At 42.0% G+C, this 16,067-nt stretch carries 18 protein-coding genes and 1 pseudogene; 5 read left to right on the top strand and 14 right to left on the bottom strand.

Annotated elements, in window-relative coordinates:
- Positions 1–83: 83 nt before the first annotated feature.
- On the bottom strand, positions 84–497 hold the full coding sequence (locus A2W93_12360) for a hypothetical protein (GenBank protein ID OFY56459.1): 414 nt from the start codon (positions 495–497) through the stop codon (positions 84–86).
- Between the two features lie 4 nt (positions 498–501).
- Complete coding sequence (locus A2W93_12355) at positions 502–1,857, bottom strand: hypothetical protein (GenBank protein ID OFY56458.1); 1,356 nt, start codon at positions 1,855–1,857, stop codon at positions 502–504.
- A 59-nt stretch (positions 1,858–1,916) separates the two neighbouring features.
- On the opposite strand from A2W93_12355, the gene A2W93_12350 reads away from it, so the two are divergent.
- Positions 1,917–2,336 carry a hypothetical protein gene (locus A2W93_12350; protein ID OFY56457.1) on the top strand — a complete coding sequence of 140 codons (420 nt, stop codon included), beginning with the start codon at positions 1,917–1,919 and terminating at the stop codon, positions 2,334–2,336.
- On the opposite strand, the gene A2W93_12345 is transcribed toward A2W93_12350, so the two are convergent.
- Positions 2,314–3,009 carry a hypothetical protein gene (locus tag A2W93_12345; GenBank protein OFY56456.1) on the bottom strand — a complete coding sequence of 232 codons (696 nt, stop codon included), beginning with the start codon at positions 3,007–3,009 and terminating at the stop codon, positions 2,314–2,316. The genes A2W93_12350 and A2W93_12345 overlap by 23 nt on opposite strands.
- A gap of 6 nt (positions 3,010–3,015) precedes the next feature.
- Entirely contained in the window at positions 3,016–3,831 is an 816-nt protein-coding gene (locus tag A2W93_12340) for a DNA-binding protein (protein ID OFY56455.1), read from the bottom strand.
- A 118-nt stretch (positions 3,832–3,949) separates the two neighbouring features.
- Between A2W93_12340 and A2W93_12335 the strand changes: the two genes are divergently transcribed.
- From A2W93_12335 to A2W93_12325, 3 genes are all read left to right on the top strand, one after another.
- A complete protein-coding gene (locus A2W93_12335) occupies positions 3,950–6,094 on the top strand; it encodes a sodium:proton antiporter (protein OFY56490.1) in 2,145 nt (714 codons plus the stop codon).
- Between the two features lie 332 nt (positions 6,095–6,426).
- Complete coding sequence (locus tag A2W93_12330) at positions 6,427–6,798, top strand: diacylglycerol kinase (protein OFY56454.1); 372 nt, start codon at positions 6,427–6,429, stop codon at positions 6,796–6,798.
- 143 nt (positions 6,799–6,941) lie between these two features.
- A complete protein-coding gene (locus A2W93_12325) occupies positions 6,942–7,382 on the top strand; it encodes a hypothetical protein (GenBank protein ID OFY56453.1) in 441 nt (146 codons plus the stop codon).
- 44 nt (positions 7,383–7,426) lie between these two features.
- Here the strand turns inward: A2W93_12325 and A2W93_12320 are convergent, their stop codons facing one another.
- The 6 genes from A2W93_12320 to A2W93_12295 all read right to left on the bottom strand — a co-directional run bounded on the left by A2W93_12320 (position 7,427) and on the right by A2W93_12295 (position 12,585).
- The gene (locus A2W93_12320; protein OFY56452.1) at positions 7,427–9,988 is read right to left on the bottom strand and encodes a hypothetical protein; all 2,562 of its coding nucleotides are present in this window, start codon (positions 9,986–9,988) and stop codon (positions 7,427–7,429) included.
- On the bottom strand, positions 9,972–10,649 hold the full coding sequence (locus A2W93_12315) for a hypothetical protein (protein OFY56451.1): 678 nt from the start codon (positions 10,647–10,649) through the stop codon (positions 9,972–9,974). The genes A2W93_12320 and A2W93_12315 overlap by 17 nt, the downstream gene beginning before the upstream one ends.
- 100 nt (positions 10,650–10,749) lie before the next feature.
- Positions 10,750–10,986 (bottom strand): 50S ribosomal protein L28, encoded by a 237-nt coding sequence (locus A2W93_12310; protein ID OFY56450.1) that lies wholly within the window; start codon positions 10,984–10,986, stop codon positions 10,750–10,752.
- A 71-nt stretch (positions 10,987–11,057) separates the two neighbouring features.
- A complete protein-coding gene (locus tag A2W93_12305) occupies positions 11,058–11,597 on the bottom strand; it encodes a hypothetical protein (GenBank protein OFY56449.1) in 540 nt (179 codons plus the stop codon).
- The gene (locus A2W93_12300; GenBank protein OFY56448.1) at positions 11,597–12,166 is read right to left on the bottom strand and encodes a peptide deformylase; all 570 of its coding nucleotides are present in this window, start codon (positions 12,164–12,166) and stop codon (positions 11,597–11,599) included. The genes A2W93_12305 and A2W93_12300 overlap by 1 nt, the downstream gene beginning before the upstream one ends.
- Before the next feature lie 2 nt (positions 12,167–12,168).
- A complete protein-coding gene (locus A2W93_12295) occupies positions 12,169–12,585 on the bottom strand; it encodes a Holliday junction DNA helicase RuvA (protein ID OFY56447.1) in 417 nt (138 codons plus the stop codon).
- 624 nt (positions 12,586–13,209) lie between these two features.
- On the opposite strand from A2W93_12295, the gene A2W93_12290 reads away from it, so the two are divergent.
- Positions 13,210–13,455: a hypothetical protein gene (locus tag A2W93_12290; GenBank protein OFY56446.1), complete on the top strand. Its 246-nt coding sequence runs from the start codon at positions 13,210–13,212 to the stop codon at positions 13,453–13,455.
- A gap of 403 nt (positions 13,456–13,858) precedes the next feature.
- Here A2W93_12290 and A2W93_12285 read toward each other — a convergent pair whose 3' ends face one another.
- From A2W93_12285 to A2W93_12270, 4 genes and pseudogenes are all read right to left on the bottom strand, one after another.
- Entirely contained in the window at positions 13,859–14,050 is a 192-nt protein-coding gene (locus A2W93_12285; GenBank protein OFY56445.1) for a hypothetical protein, read from the bottom strand.
- Between the two features lie 327 nt (positions 14,051–14,377).
- Positions 14,378–14,824 (bottom strand): hypothetical protein, encoded by a 447-nt coding sequence (locus A2W93_12280; GenBank protein ID OFY56444.1) that lies wholly within the window; start codon positions 14,822–14,824, stop codon positions 14,378–14,380.
- Positions 14,824–15,162: a hypothetical protein gene (locus A2W93_12275; GenBank protein OFY56443.1), complete on the bottom strand. Its 339-nt coding sequence runs from the start codon at positions 15,160–15,162 to the stop codon at positions 14,824–14,826. The genes A2W93_12280 and A2W93_12275 overlap by 1 nt, the downstream gene beginning before the upstream one ends.
- Positions 15,159–16,067: pseudogene (locus A2W93_12270) on the bottom strand (hypothetical protein). The gene A2W93_12275 and the pseudogene A2W93_12270 overlap by 4 nt, the downstream one beginning before the upstream one ends.

The following is a 16,067-nucleotide window of genomic DNA, read 5'->3' as shown; positions in this document are numbered from 1 at the left end:
ATGATGCAGGGTTGCAAATCAAAGGAAATACAAGCCCGGTACGGCGTTCAGAAAACAACATTTTAGTCAAATACCACTGCTGGTTAATAATGCAACTTGCAATTTACGGTGGCATCATTGACTGAATAACAAACCGAATCACAATCAGTATTGGTGACCACTTCTATTTTATCACCATCAACAACTATTATTTCTCCACTTTCAGTCTGATATTTCGCTGCAACCGAGTAATAGATCCCCGGCGCAAAAACATAGTTTTGCCGGTCAGAATATAAAGTGTCTTCGCGTATCAATTCCCCGTCATCGTAATGACCCGCAAATATTTGAATGGGGACCGATGAATTCAATGAATTAGGCGTTACTTTCACGGTCAGTGTACCAGTTGTCGGATAGACAGAAACACAATCCTGCGTTTCGCAGTCATCATAATTGTCATCAACACAAGATGCTGGAAACAAAGCGACAAGAAGCAATGCCAGATATTTGAATAGTTTCATTTTTCTAGTTTTTAAAAGGGATAACCCAGCCACCACTGAGAGAAAAATAAAAAGCTGGCAGTGTGTTATTGAAATCAAAGTATCTTGCGCCAAGCGAAACATTCCAGTGATGACCAAACCAGACAACATCCAACGCTGGGGAAATGGTCCAGCCGCGCCACGGACGCGCTGCCATACCGTCAAAATGAGCCCAGGTGAATGTTTCCTGAATCCCGGGTTCTATCTGCAATCCGGAATATCGTTTTTGAAAAAGGCGTATTGCTTTATATTGTCCGAAATAGACAAACCCGCGCTTTTCCTGCAATTGGAGCAACTCCCCTTCCGGTTCATAGTCATACAAAACTCTTTTCTTCCATAAACGCGTTGCCAGGCCAAACTCAAAGCCAATCTTCGATTTCATTTCCATGGTTCCCATGCTGAAGCCCATAAAATGGTCGCGGAAATTAATGAATAATTCGGGCTTAAAAAGAACTCCCTGAAAAACAGGCCGCCAGCTCAATGGGATGCTGTCATTTCTAAATGCCAGAACCATTTCGCGGTGGTCGAGGCGAATCACATTATCGCGCATTCGTGGCAGGTTGCATTTCTGTCGGAACGCTGCGTGCTTTAAAAGATATTGCGCTGTTGCATCACATCCGTTATTGATTGCCTCAGATATCAGACTTTCTTCTGTGAATGCTGAACATTTCTGTGACATATCTGCTCCTGCCCGCAGTAGAATTCCGGTACAGGCTGTGTCGTTGTATAAAACCGCCAGGGCTAGCGGCGTTTTGCCCGATTTGTCACAAGAATTTACTTCAGCGCCATTGTCGATGAGTAATTGCAGAATAAGTGAATTGCCATTATGCACCGACAAGTGGCAAACAGTTGACGAATCATTTGCTTTGATCCGAATGTCGCTGCCATAATATAAACACAGGTCTGAAAAAATGAAAAACCCCCTTGCAACAGCAATCATCAGAGGCGTGTAACCCGCGTTGTTTTTTTCATTAAGTAGTCCTCCATTGACAATTAAAAACTCACCGATGCTGTCATTACCGTTTTCGGCAGCCACATGCAACGGCGTGCGCCCGCTTTTGTCCTGAAGGTTTACCGCAGCTCCGCCAGACACCAATGTTTTTACAATGAGCAAATTATTGTTTCCGCACGCATAATGCAGCGCAGTTGCACCGTCCAGCAATGTGTAATTCAAATCAGCTTTGTTGAGCATGGCCCTTTTCACCTTTTCGGCATTGCCTGACCATGCACCATCAAGTAGTGAATCATTGTAATTCTGAGCTTTTGCAGAACCCAAAAGCAGGCAAATCAGTGCAATAGAGGCCAATAAAGCCTTATTAAAAGAAACATTTTCAGATTTCATTCGTAGAAGCTGGCAGAGTTGTTGAGAAATAGTATTCAAATATAATAAATCCCCCAACCATGAGAACAATTTTTGCAATTATTTTTTTAAGTGCAGGTCTGATTTCTCAGGCACAAATCAATCCCACCCGCGACAGCAGCAAGTATTCTGACCCCCAGAACATGGATGTTGTTTACACCGCTGAAGCTAAATGTACTGTTGGCGAAGATTTGATGTACAAAACCATCTATGCCGGCATTAACTACAGCGAAGAAGCAAAAAAAGCCAATATAAAAGACGAAGTCCTGGTCAGCTTTGATGTTAATTTCGATAGTAAGCTGCAGGAATTCACCATTGTTCATGGAGTTGGTTACGGCATTGATGAGCAAATTATTGCTGCCATTAAAACGCTAAAGTTTGATGCCGCTGTGATGAACGGAATCAAGGTTCGTCAGAATGTGATGCTGACTATTCCCATCAGGACCTATCCTGAGATGTAGCAATTCGCAGCAGCGCTACTTTTTTCAGTTCTTCGTGCAACTGTCTTGTCCCTGCTCCCGAATCGATTTTCGGGAGTATTTTTTTTGTCTTTACAACACTGCCAAAGATTCCCTGAAGCGACGGCAGCCAGTCAAATAATTCAGGTGATAAAGGAGAAGATGGACCTATCACATATAAATCTGCACTTTTCTTCAGCAATTTTGACATCGTATCGATACTGCCATTGGAGAAAACAGTTCCGGTGGTAATTAAAACATCTGCTTCACTGAGATAAGAGTCCATTAAATGTAATGGCAACAATTCAGATGCTTCTTTTTTAAAGTCAAATACATGGCAGTTAAAACCAGCCGCCAATAACTGCTCATACACCGGCCTGATGAAGCCTGCCATAACAATTTTCCCCGGCGCTTTTGAAGAGACAAGGTCAACTAAACTGGTTTCTGTCAGACCTGGCTTCATACGGTTTACTCGGGCATTGATTCGTGCCTGCATTGTAACACGGTTGAAATATTCATCCGCTTCGGCAATGTCATCCGGTATGTCCGGCGCAGCAACAATGCCAATGCCTCCTTCGGCATCTTCGACGGCAGAAAAGACAGAGCCCCGATGAATAATATAATCTGGAAATGGCTTCTGCGCGTTCAGCGTTTCGAACAATTTTTCTACAATCATATTCGGTTATTGACGACCTGATCCAAGTTGCCGTTTTATCTTGTCGAGATCGCGCTTCATCTCTGCAACTGTGCTTTGTAATTCATTGCGTGGCAGAACTGGTTCAGGAAGTTCAGGACTGATATAATGCACAAATTTCCAGACTTCTTTTATCTCAGCCACATTCAGTTCGTAGGGCTGATACATTGGGTTGAGGGAGTACATAACCAGCTTGCCTTCAGCTTTGATGCGGTTTTCGACCACTTTAAAAACGATACCATCATCGAGTGTTAGTACGATGTATGCCTGCCGGTCGCGGATCAGATTCCAGTTCTGAATAAATTCGCCGGTGACAAAAGCTTTATCCGGGATTGGCAGCATACTGTCGCCACTGATCTGAAATGTTCTGTATTTTTTGCTGGCGCTCAGAAACGGCAGTGAGAAAGTTGGTAAAACCTTGATGTATTCGGGATCGGCAAACCCTGATTTGTAGCCGGCTTTGGCTTTTTCTTCCACCAGCTCGATGTTTTCATTGTTTCCTGCATCAACTGTAGTGGCCAACACCCGGAGGTTGCTGCCGCGCACATAAGGATCAGAGCCCATTTCCATCTGACGTATCTGAAACTCGCTAACAATGCTGAAATCTGTTGTCAGCAAGCTGTCGATAGAGATATGAAAAAAGGAAGCGAAGCGCACAATATCGTCGAGACTTGGCTCTGCCACTTGATTTTCGTATCCACTGAGCGTCGAACGTTTCATGTCGAGCGCAATGGCCAACTCGTCCTGAGTCAGGTTCTTTCTTTTGCGCAGAAATTTCAGGTTGGATGCAAAATACGGATTCATTGATGTGATTTTCGGCAAATATAATGATTATATTCTAATAGTCAAAATTTTTCGAATAATGTATACTTTTACGCATAATTTGCGTATAAAAGCAAAACCTTTTCCCAGTCATTCAAACATGGACAGAATTATCCACCAACTAACATCCGGTTTTCATATTCCGCTCCAAAATCCGGTGCTGATTTTCTCGTTGATTCTGGCCATTATTCTGCTGGCGCCGATATTACTACGCAAGCTCAATATCCCCAGTATAATCGGTCTTATTATATCCGGTGTAATCATCGGGCCTTATGGTCTCAATATTTTAGAAAAAAGCTCGGCTGTTGATCTGTTTTCTACCATCGGACTTTTGTATATCATGTTTATTGCGGGACTGGAGCTCGATCTTAACGAATTCAAGTCAAATCGGTTCAAGAGTATTCTATTTGGAGTTTTCACATTTGTAATCCCCATCGCAATAGGGTTTCCGGTGATCTACTTTTGGTTTGACTATGACTTGCTCCCTTCGATGCTGATTTCAAGTATGTTTGCAACACACACGCTGGTCGCATATCCAATTGTAAGTAAACTTGGCTTGGCCAAAAACAGAGCAGTGGCGGTTACTGTTGGCGGGACAATTTTAACAGATACAGGAGTTCTGATTGCCCTGGCTGTGTTGACAGGAGCCGGAGAAGGCAATACCGGGAGTGATTTCTGGATGCAGTTGGGGATTTCGATTACTTTGTTTACCCTTTTCATGATGCTGGTTGTACCGCTCATTGCCAAATGGTTTTTCAGAAAACTGGAGAGTGAAAAATACTCGCATTATATTTTTGTATTAGCAGTTGTCTTTTTTGCGGCATTTCTTGCAGAAGCAGCAGGGCTTGAACCAATCATCGGTGCATTTGCAGCCGGACTGTCGCTAAATAAGCTCATACCGCCATCATCAAGTTTGATGAACAGGATTGAATTCATCGGGAACTCATTGTTTATTCCGTTTTTTCTTATATCGGTAGGAATGCTGGTGAATGTAAGCGTTCTGTTCTCTGGATATACCGCAATTGTAATTGCAGTTGTGCTTTCAATTGTAGCCATTACAGGCAAATGGGTTGCAGCATTTCTGACACAGGTGATTTTCAAATTCAGCCGGGCACAGCGCAGACTGATTTTTGGGCTCAGCAGTGCTCATGCAGCGGCCATTCTGGCTGTAGCACTTGTAGGAAAAGAGGCAGGGCTCGTTGATGACACTATTTTGAATGGGATCATTATTTTGATTTTAATAACCTGTGTTGTTTCATCGTTTGTGACTGAACGTGCTTCTAAAAAAATCATTCTCGAAACCGGTGATCAGCCTTTAAAAGCAGAAAACGGACGGCATTCAGAGCATATCCTGATTCCTGTTACATCCATTCAAAAAATGGAAAAACTCATTGATTTTGTTGCACTGATAAAAGATAAAAAATCTGTTCATCCAGTTTCTTTGCTTGCGGTGGTGCCCAACGATGAAGATTCTGAAAGTCGCATTATCAAGGTCCGGCAAGATCTTGAAGTATGTGTAAAATATGCAGCTGCCACGGAAACAAGACTGAATATAGCTGTAACAATTGATCATCATTTTTTAAGTGGAATTGTCAGGAAGTCGCGAGAAATTATGGCTGAAACCATCGTGTTTCCATGGCCTGACAGCGGGATCCTGTCTGACAGAAAATCAGACATTCGTCTTGAAAACATTCTGGAGCAAATCGAAAAAACGGTTTTCATCTGTCATATAAATAAGCCAGCGTCCTCCTATAAAAGACTAATAATTATTGCTCCACCCTACAGTGAAAAGGAAAGCGATTTTGGCTTCTGGATGGGGAAAACAATTCAGCTTGCCAGTGAATTAAAAATTGAGATGGTCTTCTTTTCAAACGGAACTACGCGAGGTGCCATTGCAAACGCGCTAATCTTGCTGAAAAATCACGTTTCAAACGAGTTACGACCATTTGAGAACTGGGATGATTTTCTCATTTTATCGCGCTTTATCCGCGAAGATGACATAGTTCTATTTATTGGTTCCAGGAAGGGATCGTTCTCTTTTAATCAACAGCTGGAATCTATTCCGGCAAAGCTTGAAAAATATTTTTCGCGCAACACCCGCATTCTCTTCTACCCAAAACAAATCAGCAGCCGTAGTATTATTGACAGCTATGGTGATATCACGCATGAGCCGCTGAATATTGGTCTCGAAGCTGTTCAGAAAATCGGAAAAGAGATTGGGAATATTTTTAAGAAAGAAGAATAAGGATTTTCGATATAAGATTTGAGATATGTGATTTTTGAAGTGATGTGCGATTTGAAAATCGAATAAGGAACACCGAACAAGGGATGAAATGAAATTATGTGGAAATGTGCGCCTTCACGTAAAACAGCTTGTCACGTTTCACGTGATGACACAGTCGGCGATGTGATGCTTCGCATATGTGAGAATACGAGAGAAGTTGTTTTTTGCTGATTTGAAAATTTGAAAATGGAGAGGCGTTATTGCTATATTTGTTGGGCGGATGCTGGGGCTGTATGGGAAGGGCTAAATGACAACAAAAAGTATTATGTTTGACAACCTGACAACATAACTAAATGGAAGAAAAAAGATTTTCAATAGCAAAAAGGATAAAGAGTTTTGTATTTGCATTTAATGGTCTAAGAATTTTATTCAAAGAAGAACATAATTCGAGAATACATTTATTTGCGACAATCATTGTACTAACAGCAGCAATAATATTTGATGTAAATACTTATGAATGGATTGCCATAATCCTTTCAATTGGGTTGGTAATAACAGCTGAAATAATTAACACAGCCATTGAAAATATTGCAGATTATTTGACAACCGATAAAAATGAGAAAATTAAAAAAATTAAAGATTTATCTGCTGCCGCCGTGCTTATAAGCGCAATGACAGCGTTTATAATCGGACTAATTGTGTTTCTACCCAAAATTAAACTTTGAAAAAAAAACTTTACCATCTATTAAAGACAGGGAGCTTAGGATAAATTATCAAATAAGAAGTGTTGTAGCAATCTCATTACTTTTATGATACACATTGTTAATGAGCTTATTAACGGATAACGTTCTATATTACTTGAATTACCATGAATAAATTGAAATCGCTGACAGGAAAATGGGAAGGGGAATATACACTTGGCCCTGAATATGAATCCGATGAAGGAAAAACATTCGAATTCATCCTTGACCTTATAGCTGAAAACGGAACATTTGTCGGAAAATGCATAGAAAGAGAGATGTCCGAACAACTTGTTGAACCTATTATCATTTCTGGATTCTGGAATGAAGAGTTAATTAGTTTTACTAAACAATATCCTTTCTCTTACTATATTGACGAGAATGGTGAATTAGTTATAGACAGGACGAAAGAACATCCGGAAATAGTATATACGGGAGTATATAATTCGTTATCGGATTGTTTTTCGGGGGACTTCGAAATGGTGATTGAATCAATCCCGGGAAGTGATTGTTGGATAGAGTCTGTCCTGACAGGAAAGTGGTTAATGAAGAAAATGGAGATTTCGTAAAAGAACAAAAAGCAAAGCATCTAACATCCGTTTCAGCTGAATGCTCAGAACTCCACCAGCAGCTTGAGATTCAATTGCCTTTTTGTAAGATAATTTGGAACAGCGTATCGGTTGTTTTCGACATCGGTGACCCAGATGTACGAAACGGTATTATTAATATTCAGCAGATTGAAAACTTCGAGACTGATCCATGCGTTACGGATAAATTTCAGGTTGCGCGCTGCTTTTGCGGGCTTATCGGGATTATGATACCCAGCCAGTTGTTTTGAAAAACCGATGTCAACGCGCCTGTAGGGCGGCATGCGTAAAGTCTGTTTGTATTTGTCGCTGTCGGGTGGCCCAAACGGAAGTCCGGTGCCAAAAACAAGACTCAAATGCATTTTGTAGCTCGGATTGTTGGGTAAATAATCCTGAAAGAAAAGACTGACATTCACCCGCTGATCGGCAGGACGCGGAATAAACCCAGGCTCAATGCGAATGCTGTCAACAGCAACATTGTTGATGGAAGCGGAGTTTATAGTATCGCCTTCTGAATTCAGAAATATATGATAGAAGTCACCTTCAATATCTTCGCGGGTCTGCATGATGCTGATACTAACCCAAGACTCAGCATCGGCAACAAATTGACCGTTCATTTTCAGGTCGATTCCTGTAGCGTAGCCATGCGAGCGGTATTCAGGCAAGTAGCGAATACGTACATTGTCGATTACATAAGGAATCATGTTGCTCAGCGCTTTATAATAGACCTCGCCTACAACCCTGAAGGGGCGATCCCACAGCGAATCTGTGTGCTCAAATCCAGCAACAAAATGGATGGATTGCTGTGCCTTCACATCGGTATGAAGATTTCCGCGCATATCGCGCAGCTCTCGGTAGAAGGGCGGTTGCTGATACATGCCGGTTGCAAAACGGAATAGATAACTTCGGTCCCAGTTTGGCTTCATGCTGAAAGCAGCCCGAGGACTCACAATCAGTTGCTGATTCACATCCCAGAATGAACTGCGGACACCAGCAATCACATTGTATCTGACGCTGTCGATATTCCACTCCCAGCCATTTTGAATGTAGCCGGAATAGCGCATGGACGTTAGCTGCAGGTTTGAAATCAGCAAATCATTCATGGTAAGATTCTGATAGGGCTGCGGGCCGGTGTAGCCAACAGAATCTGATAAATGAGGCAGTGAATATCCTGATGAATCAATATAATTCCATTGCAAAATCTCATCATAAATTCTCTCATGCTGCGCTTTGGCTCCCCACTGCAGATAAAACTTTTCTTTCTCCAGCATTCCTTTGTGTTCGGCTGAAAAAACGTTTACATCAAGATAATTTCTGGCATGGTCGAGAAATGTGCCTACACCCATATTCTCTGCCACTTCGCCAAACTGGTCGCTGCCCATGTCCGATTCCAAAAGCCCGATCCAATACTGTCCCTGGATGTCGTAAGTTTCATCTTCGAGCGATGAATAACCTGAAACGATGTATTTCAGCAGCAGATCTTTGTTTGGATAATGCTGAAAACGCGCGCCACCCAGAAATGTAGTAAAACGATCCGACTCCATTCCATCAAAATAGATGGTGAGACGATATGCCTGATTAACCGTTCCATAGGTGGTTTCGCGGGTTTCGGGAATCAGATTGTATCGGTTTGAGCTCATGTATCCCAGAATGCTGAGTTCCGAAGTTTCAGATAATTGCCAGGTGAAATAATTCTGCCAGTCGAGAAAGGAAGGCTTGTAATCGCCTTTGGTTTCCATGGCATTCAGAACATATTGCGTGCTTTTGTACCGAAAGCCGGAAAGAAAAGTCATGAGTCCTTTGGGACCTTTTCCTTCTATATGAATATTGGCACCGAGTAGACTCACGTGAGCGTCGCCGCGGAGCGAATCAGGACGTTTGTATTGAACATCAAGCACCGAGGACATTTTGTCGCCATAGCGGGCCTCAAATCCGCCCGAGGAGAATGAAACGGAATTCACCAGACTTGAATTGAGAAAACTGAGTCCTTCCTGCTGCCCGCTTCGGACAAGGAATGGACGGTAAATCTCAATATCATTGGCGTAGACAATATTTTCATCAAAATTTCCACCACGAACTGAATAAGTTGAAGACAATTCATTTCCGGAGGAAACGCCCATTCCGATCAGTTTAACCAAGGTTTCGATTCCACCATAGGTGGGAAGAAGTGCTGAAGTACGGGGATCGAGACGAATGATGCCCCCCGCCATGTCGTAATGCGCGGTAACATCAATTGGTCTAAGAATCGTGGCTTTATCGGTGAGAGCGACATTGAGTTCTAAACGCTGACCCGGAGCCAGTTGTACGGTATCGAACTCGACCGAATAGCTCAGGATTGAAAAAGCTACAATCACATCCTTACCTGCAGGAATGGTTAGTTGATATTTACCACCGGCATCAGAAGAAGTGCCACCGGGCACGCCCATAATAGAAATATTGACCAATTCCAGCGGCCGGCCTTTTTCGTCGGATACTTTGCCATAAACCACCGCAGTGTTTTGAGCCACTGAGAGTACAGGAGCAATGAGTCCAAGAGCCAGGACTATTACAAAAACAAACGAAAAATGTGATTTACTTAAGCGGCTCATTGTAAAAATAATCGTTATCGCGAGAGTCCTTACGTTTGAAATCTCCATTTTTCCACGCTTTGATAAACTGAGACCAGGCAAGCGGGTTAAGCAGATTATTAGGTGGCAGCTGGCCCGCATAATACAAGCGGCTGGTAGTAAGATCGATTTGATTTTTGAAATTCATGCTGCCTGAAGAGGGCATTTCGGCAGCTCTCTCTTTCAATTCAGCCAGTGTCAGGTTTTTCAAAGCCCGGTCATAATCATCCTCCGGAGGTCTGGTTTGCAGGAAAGCCTGCTTGAACTGATCGGGTGTTGGCCACGGATAAATCACGGTTTCGGTGAGCAAAAGCGTGTCGGTTTGCATCATTTGAATGAGTGAGTATCGGCTACCAGACAAGGAGTCAGGGATTTTGTAGAATGATTTTTTATATCCTACCGAAGTGAATTCAATAATATCACCCTTTTCAGCAACAAAGGAGAAAAAACCGAAAAAATCGGCCATGGTGCCGCGATGGGAGTTTTTAATAATTATATGAGTGAATGGAAGGGGCTTAAGACTGTCTGCCGAAACAACCACCCCGGAAAACTGCACAAGATTGTTTGTTTCAGTGTCCTGAGCTTTGAGAGAAGCTGCAGAAAACAAAGTGGCAATCAGTAGAAAAATCAGAATTCGGCTCATGCAGGGTTAATAACGGATTACATCAGGCTTTAGTATGCAGCAGTACCGGAAACAAAAAAAGCTGCCGAAAGCAGCTTCAAATGTACAAAGTAAAATTCATTTATTTGATATATCCGTTTGCAATGAGTTCTTTCATCACAGCGGTAATACCTTTTTTGTCGATTGTACGCAATGCTGAGGTAGAAAGCTTCAACGTAATCCACTGATTTTCTTCCGGAAGAAAAAATCTCTTAGTCTGCAGATTAGGATAGAATCTACGTTTGGTTTTAATATTGGAGTGAGAAACATGGTTTCCCGACATTCTCGATTTTCCTGTTAATTGGCATACACGTGACATAGCGATACTTTTTTTGGGACTGCAAAAGTCCGATTTTTTTTTGAAACGACCAAATAAATGATCAAATATTTTTAATTGACTGAATCCGAAGCGGTTGAATCGGGTTGATCGGTACGAGCCATGAATTCCTTCACCAGTTCCTCGGGTGATTTTCCAAGATTCTCAATGGTTTGCGAAACCTGAATGGCCAGTTCGTGATTTGGGAAGCGTTTTAGAAAATCAACATAGGCCTTTTTTGCCGCAGGAATATCCTTTATGTGGTTTTCGAGTATGAATCCTTTGAAAAACAAAGCATCGGGCAGAAATGCATAATCCGGATACCTTGAAATCAGCGTATCGAGTGTACTTACAGCATCCTTAGGCATTTCAATAGCAAGAGAAAGTTCGGCTGCTTTATGCAAAAACTTTGGAGCAAGGCTGTCTTCGGGATATTGGTCAGCAAAATCAAGATAATCCTGCCTGAGTGATTCAGCTGTCGATCTGTCGAAAACCTCTTCGTACGACTTTGTCAGAATAGCTTCTTTCTCTTTGATTTCGTCAAGACGGTTCTGACGGCCTCCAGAACAGGCAGAGAGCGCAATCAGGAAAATAATCAGAATTTTGTTTTTCATTATCGTTTCTTTGTTTTAGCCGGAAAAATCATTTTGTAATCAACATCAACATTTCCACAAGAGATATCGTTGAGTTTCCCTTTCAATAATAACTTACGCATGGGCGACAAATGATCGGTGAATACTTTCCCTTCCAAATGGTCGTATTCGTGCTGAATGACGCGAGCAACGATGCCTGTGTAGGTCTTTGTATGTTCCACCCATTTTTCGTCCAGATACCTGATCTTAATCGTTTTTTTTCTTGAGACATCTTCATGAATGCCAGGGACACTCAAACAACCCTCATTGTAGAACCAGCTTTCGCCCGTTTCATCGAGCATCACAGGGTTGATAAAAATGCCCTTCACGCCTGAAGCTTCAGGATATTTTTCTTTAAAAGGATTGCAATCGACAACAAACATCCGGATATTTCGATTCACCTGTGGAGCGGCCAGACCAACTCCATCGGCAACATACATGGTCTCAGTAAGATCTGCCATGAATTTTTCCAGATCGGGGTAATCCGGGGTGATATCTTCGGAACGCTTCCGCAGCGTCGGGTGTCCGTATGCAACAATCGGCAACAACATAACTACAGTTTTTTATAGGTCAGATAATCCTGAAGAATAATAGCAGCGCTCACTTTATCGATATTTCCTTTCTCGCGGCGGTCCGATTTTTTCGAGCCGGCATCAATCATAGCCTGCAACGCCATTTTGCTCGTAAAACGTTCATCCCAGCGATCAATCTGCATGTCGGGCATAGCCTTTTTGAGCTGATTAATAAATGGAGTGATCTGCTTTTCGCTGTCCGACGGCTTTCCCGACATATCGGTTGGCTTTCCGAAAACAAGAATGTCGACTTTGTTTTGTGCGCAATACTTTTTCAGAAACTCAAGCAAACCCGTTGCTGGAACCGTTTCGAGTGGCGACGCGATCAGGCGTAATTCATCCGTCACTGCGATACCACAGCGTTTCGAACCGTAATCGATGGCCATTATTCTTCCCATTTCGGGTGCAAAAGTACGATTTAATGTGCTGATTTGCTAATTTGCTGATGCCTTGATTTGAAAATGTGATAGTGTGCAAATTTGAAAATGTGCGGCTTCACTGCAGCCTCACGCAAATACATCATGGCTGCAGTGATGCAGGATTACGGCTCCGCTTCGCTCCGCCGTGATCCCGTTTGGGGGGGCGTCAACCTTTCATAAACCTCTTTTGTTCCAAAAGAGGTTTCCATTAATGGCGTATGCCGCATGCAAACAAGTTTGCGCGGCATAGGAAAACTCGACTACGGCTCCTCTGCAGCCTCATCGCAAATACAGTATGGCTGCAGTGATGCGGGATTACGGCTCCGCTGCGCTCCGCCGTGATCCCGTTTGGGGGTGGGTCAACCTTTCATAAACCTCTTTTGTTCCAAAAGAGGTTTCCATTAATGGCGTATGCCGCTTGCAAACAAGTTTGCGCGGCATACGAAAGCGGTATTGCTGCTTCACTGCAGCCTCACGCAAATACATCATGGCTGCAGTGATGCAGGATTACGGCTCCGCTTCGCTCCGCCGTGATCCCGTTTGGGGGGGCGTCAACCTTTCATAAACCTCTTTTGTTCCAAAAGAGGTTTCCATTAATGGCGTATGCCGCTTGCAAACAAGTTTGCGCGGCATACGCCATTAATGGAAAAAGCCCTGCGTGGCAGGGCTTTTTATGAAAGGTTGCGGAGAGGGAGGCTCCTTGAAATAATGCACGGAGTGCCCTCTGAATCTTATTATTCTGATGTTCTAAAATGCAGTCCAACGAAAAAACCAGCTGAAAAACTTCACTTCACGATGTCTAAAGAACGATTTCATTATAATGCAAATATACAACTATTTATGGAATAATGAAATTTTGGGACCGGGGGTTCGAATAAAAATGACTCCATTTCCTTCATCCCGACAATTAAGAATACCATAAGTAATAGCTCGTATTTCAACAATATGGCTTCAGATTTTCGAATTGTAAAAAACCGAACATGTCCAATCTAGAATCAGCATGAAAACGGTATTATTCTATCTGAGTGATGTTTAAAAAAGTATCCTATAAATAAGAGATATGATTCTTTCATTTAATAAGCTATTCTCAGTAAGTAAGATTACATTTTGATGTGCGGAATTACTTTCCTTCTACGATAATTTCAGGTGAAATAAACTTGGATCCAAATCTTCATTATTTGTTTCGATTGAAGACCATCCTGGTAAGAAATCAACGCTAGTATCCCCTAGCCTATTGATAAGTTCTGGAAAATCACATCAAAAAACACCTAAAAGCCAGATAAACATAAATATCGAAACTCTTCATTTCCAAAAACAGTCTAAATCGATTCCAAATCGGATTTTTAGAGAATCCCGATTTAAATTTCGGAATATTTTTGATTTGATTTAACAATCCCAGGCAATCCCGGGCAATTTTCAGGCAATTCCGGTAGAAAATGGTCAAAATTCGGGCAATTTCAGACAATTTCGGACGAAAATGGACGAAAATCGGGCAATTTTGGGTAAATTCGGGCGATTTTGAGGCGATTTTTGGGCGATTTTTGGTAATTCCTGAAAATTTCTGGCGAAAATTGTTTTGAAATTGAATGTTTTGTGGCGAATTCTGAATGATTCCAAAAATATTCGATATAAATTATGGCGAATTGTTCGCGAATTCAGAAATATTTTTCATCAAAGTGTTTTTTCAGAAGAAAAGTTGGATTTTTCTAAAACACAATTGAAGAATTGCTTATCGATCTTTGGGAGTATTCAAAAAAGTGTGTCAATTTTCTCACCATCCGATCCAAATCATCACTTCATCCTTGTCAATTTTTCCGCGAATGGCAGCGGAATGAATTTTAAATCGTGATTGTTGTGTTTCCGAGTAAGAATGTGGAACAAATTCCGGATCATCCATTCTGAATGTATCTCGTGCCGAAGGCAGCAGTAGAATTATTCCGACGGTGTCACAGCACAGCGTAGAAGAAACAGTGTCATTTGAATAAAACAATAAAGTGTCACAACACGAGTACAAAACAGAATCCGACGCCCAGAACTGATCATCGGCGTAATTATAGAGCGTAAAAAACGAAGTTGTCTGGACGGATGATTCAGATATAGTAATGAACTGCCGCCGAAAAGCAAGAAAAGCATTGTAGGCACCGGCGATGAGAATGCCGGAAATGATCATGGCAGTGAGCAGCTCAGCAATTGTAAATCCGGCAACTTTGTTTTTCATCAGTAATCCGGAATTAAGTAATGAAAGGAACCTATATTCTGATCAAGGTTGTTTTTTGCATCAACCGTCATTACCAAAATGTTTTTTGCTGAAGGAAACACTGAGAATGTAACAGAATACCTCAATCCGTTTTTGCTAAACTCTCTGTCAGAGAAAGAGCCTTCACTGATTATACTTTCGCAGAGGCTGTCGGAGACACTGATGGCTTGAAGCCGGGGCAGATTCGTGTGTGATCGGAACGAACCTGCAATGATCATTGACGATATACCGACAACGGTCATAATAATGACAGTTGCAACCAATGATTCAATCAATGTAGTTCCGGCAACTTTTTTCATTTCAACAATTTCACTGTTTTCATTTTTTTCGAATCCATAAATAAATTTAGACCGGACAGGTTTTTAGGATCCTCGCTTTCGATAATACTGCAGTTGTATAGTGTGTTTTCGTGTGTGCCTCCGGCCAGGTGGAGCAACGTGCTTCGCGTGACAACATGTCCTTCGACAACCCCACTAATTTCAGTATATCCGTTGCAAAAAATGTTTCCTATGATATGAGTGTTTGAGGAAAGTTCAGTTAGAAAATGATTACGAATGGTCGGACGAATGCTCCAGCATAGAATTGTACCCGAAAAATCACTATCTGCTCCCAGCGAAATTTTAGCTGGAGCATTATCATTGTTCTCTGAAAAAATCACAAAAGAACTTGGAAAACTAAAACTACATTTTTCGCCGGTGATAATGCTGTCGCGGGCAAACGACTGCAACGATCCTTTAAAATTATTTTCAAAAAGAACGCTCTGAGCAATTATAATAACATCTTTCAGATGAACATTTTCTGAAAGAGCCAGAGTTCCATCGCAAATCAGAATTTGATTTCCGGAAATATTTCCTTCCTCAATAAGAGTGTTGCCAGAAAAATATGTTACCAGACAAGGTTCCGCAAATGACCTGTATCCATCAAAAGGCTGGGCATTATTCATTATACAATCTGCAGGCAAATGACTAATGACATCCTCAAATTTCAGTCTGGATAAATATTCCGGCAATTCCGGGATTCTTTCTGCATTGCTGGTAGCCGAAGAAACAGGAATACTTCCGTCGAAAGGCACTTTATTAAGCGTCGTTTTTTCAAATCTTCCACCCGGAATTTTGCAATCGCCTTCAACAATTGTATTTCCTGCAACCTTGCACCTGAACTGCGAAGGAGCCAGCCACAGCAAAGGCAGTTTTGATTCATCCCA

The organism is Bacteroidetes bacterium GWF2_43_63 (genome assembly GCA_001769275.1).
In the GTDB taxonomy this organism is placed as follows: Bacteria; Bacteroidota; Bacteroidia; order Bacteroidales; family DTU049; genus GWF2-43-63.
The sequence above is the reverse complement of the archived record's forward strand: the minus strand, read 5'-3'. Positions and strand labels throughout refer to the sequence as shown.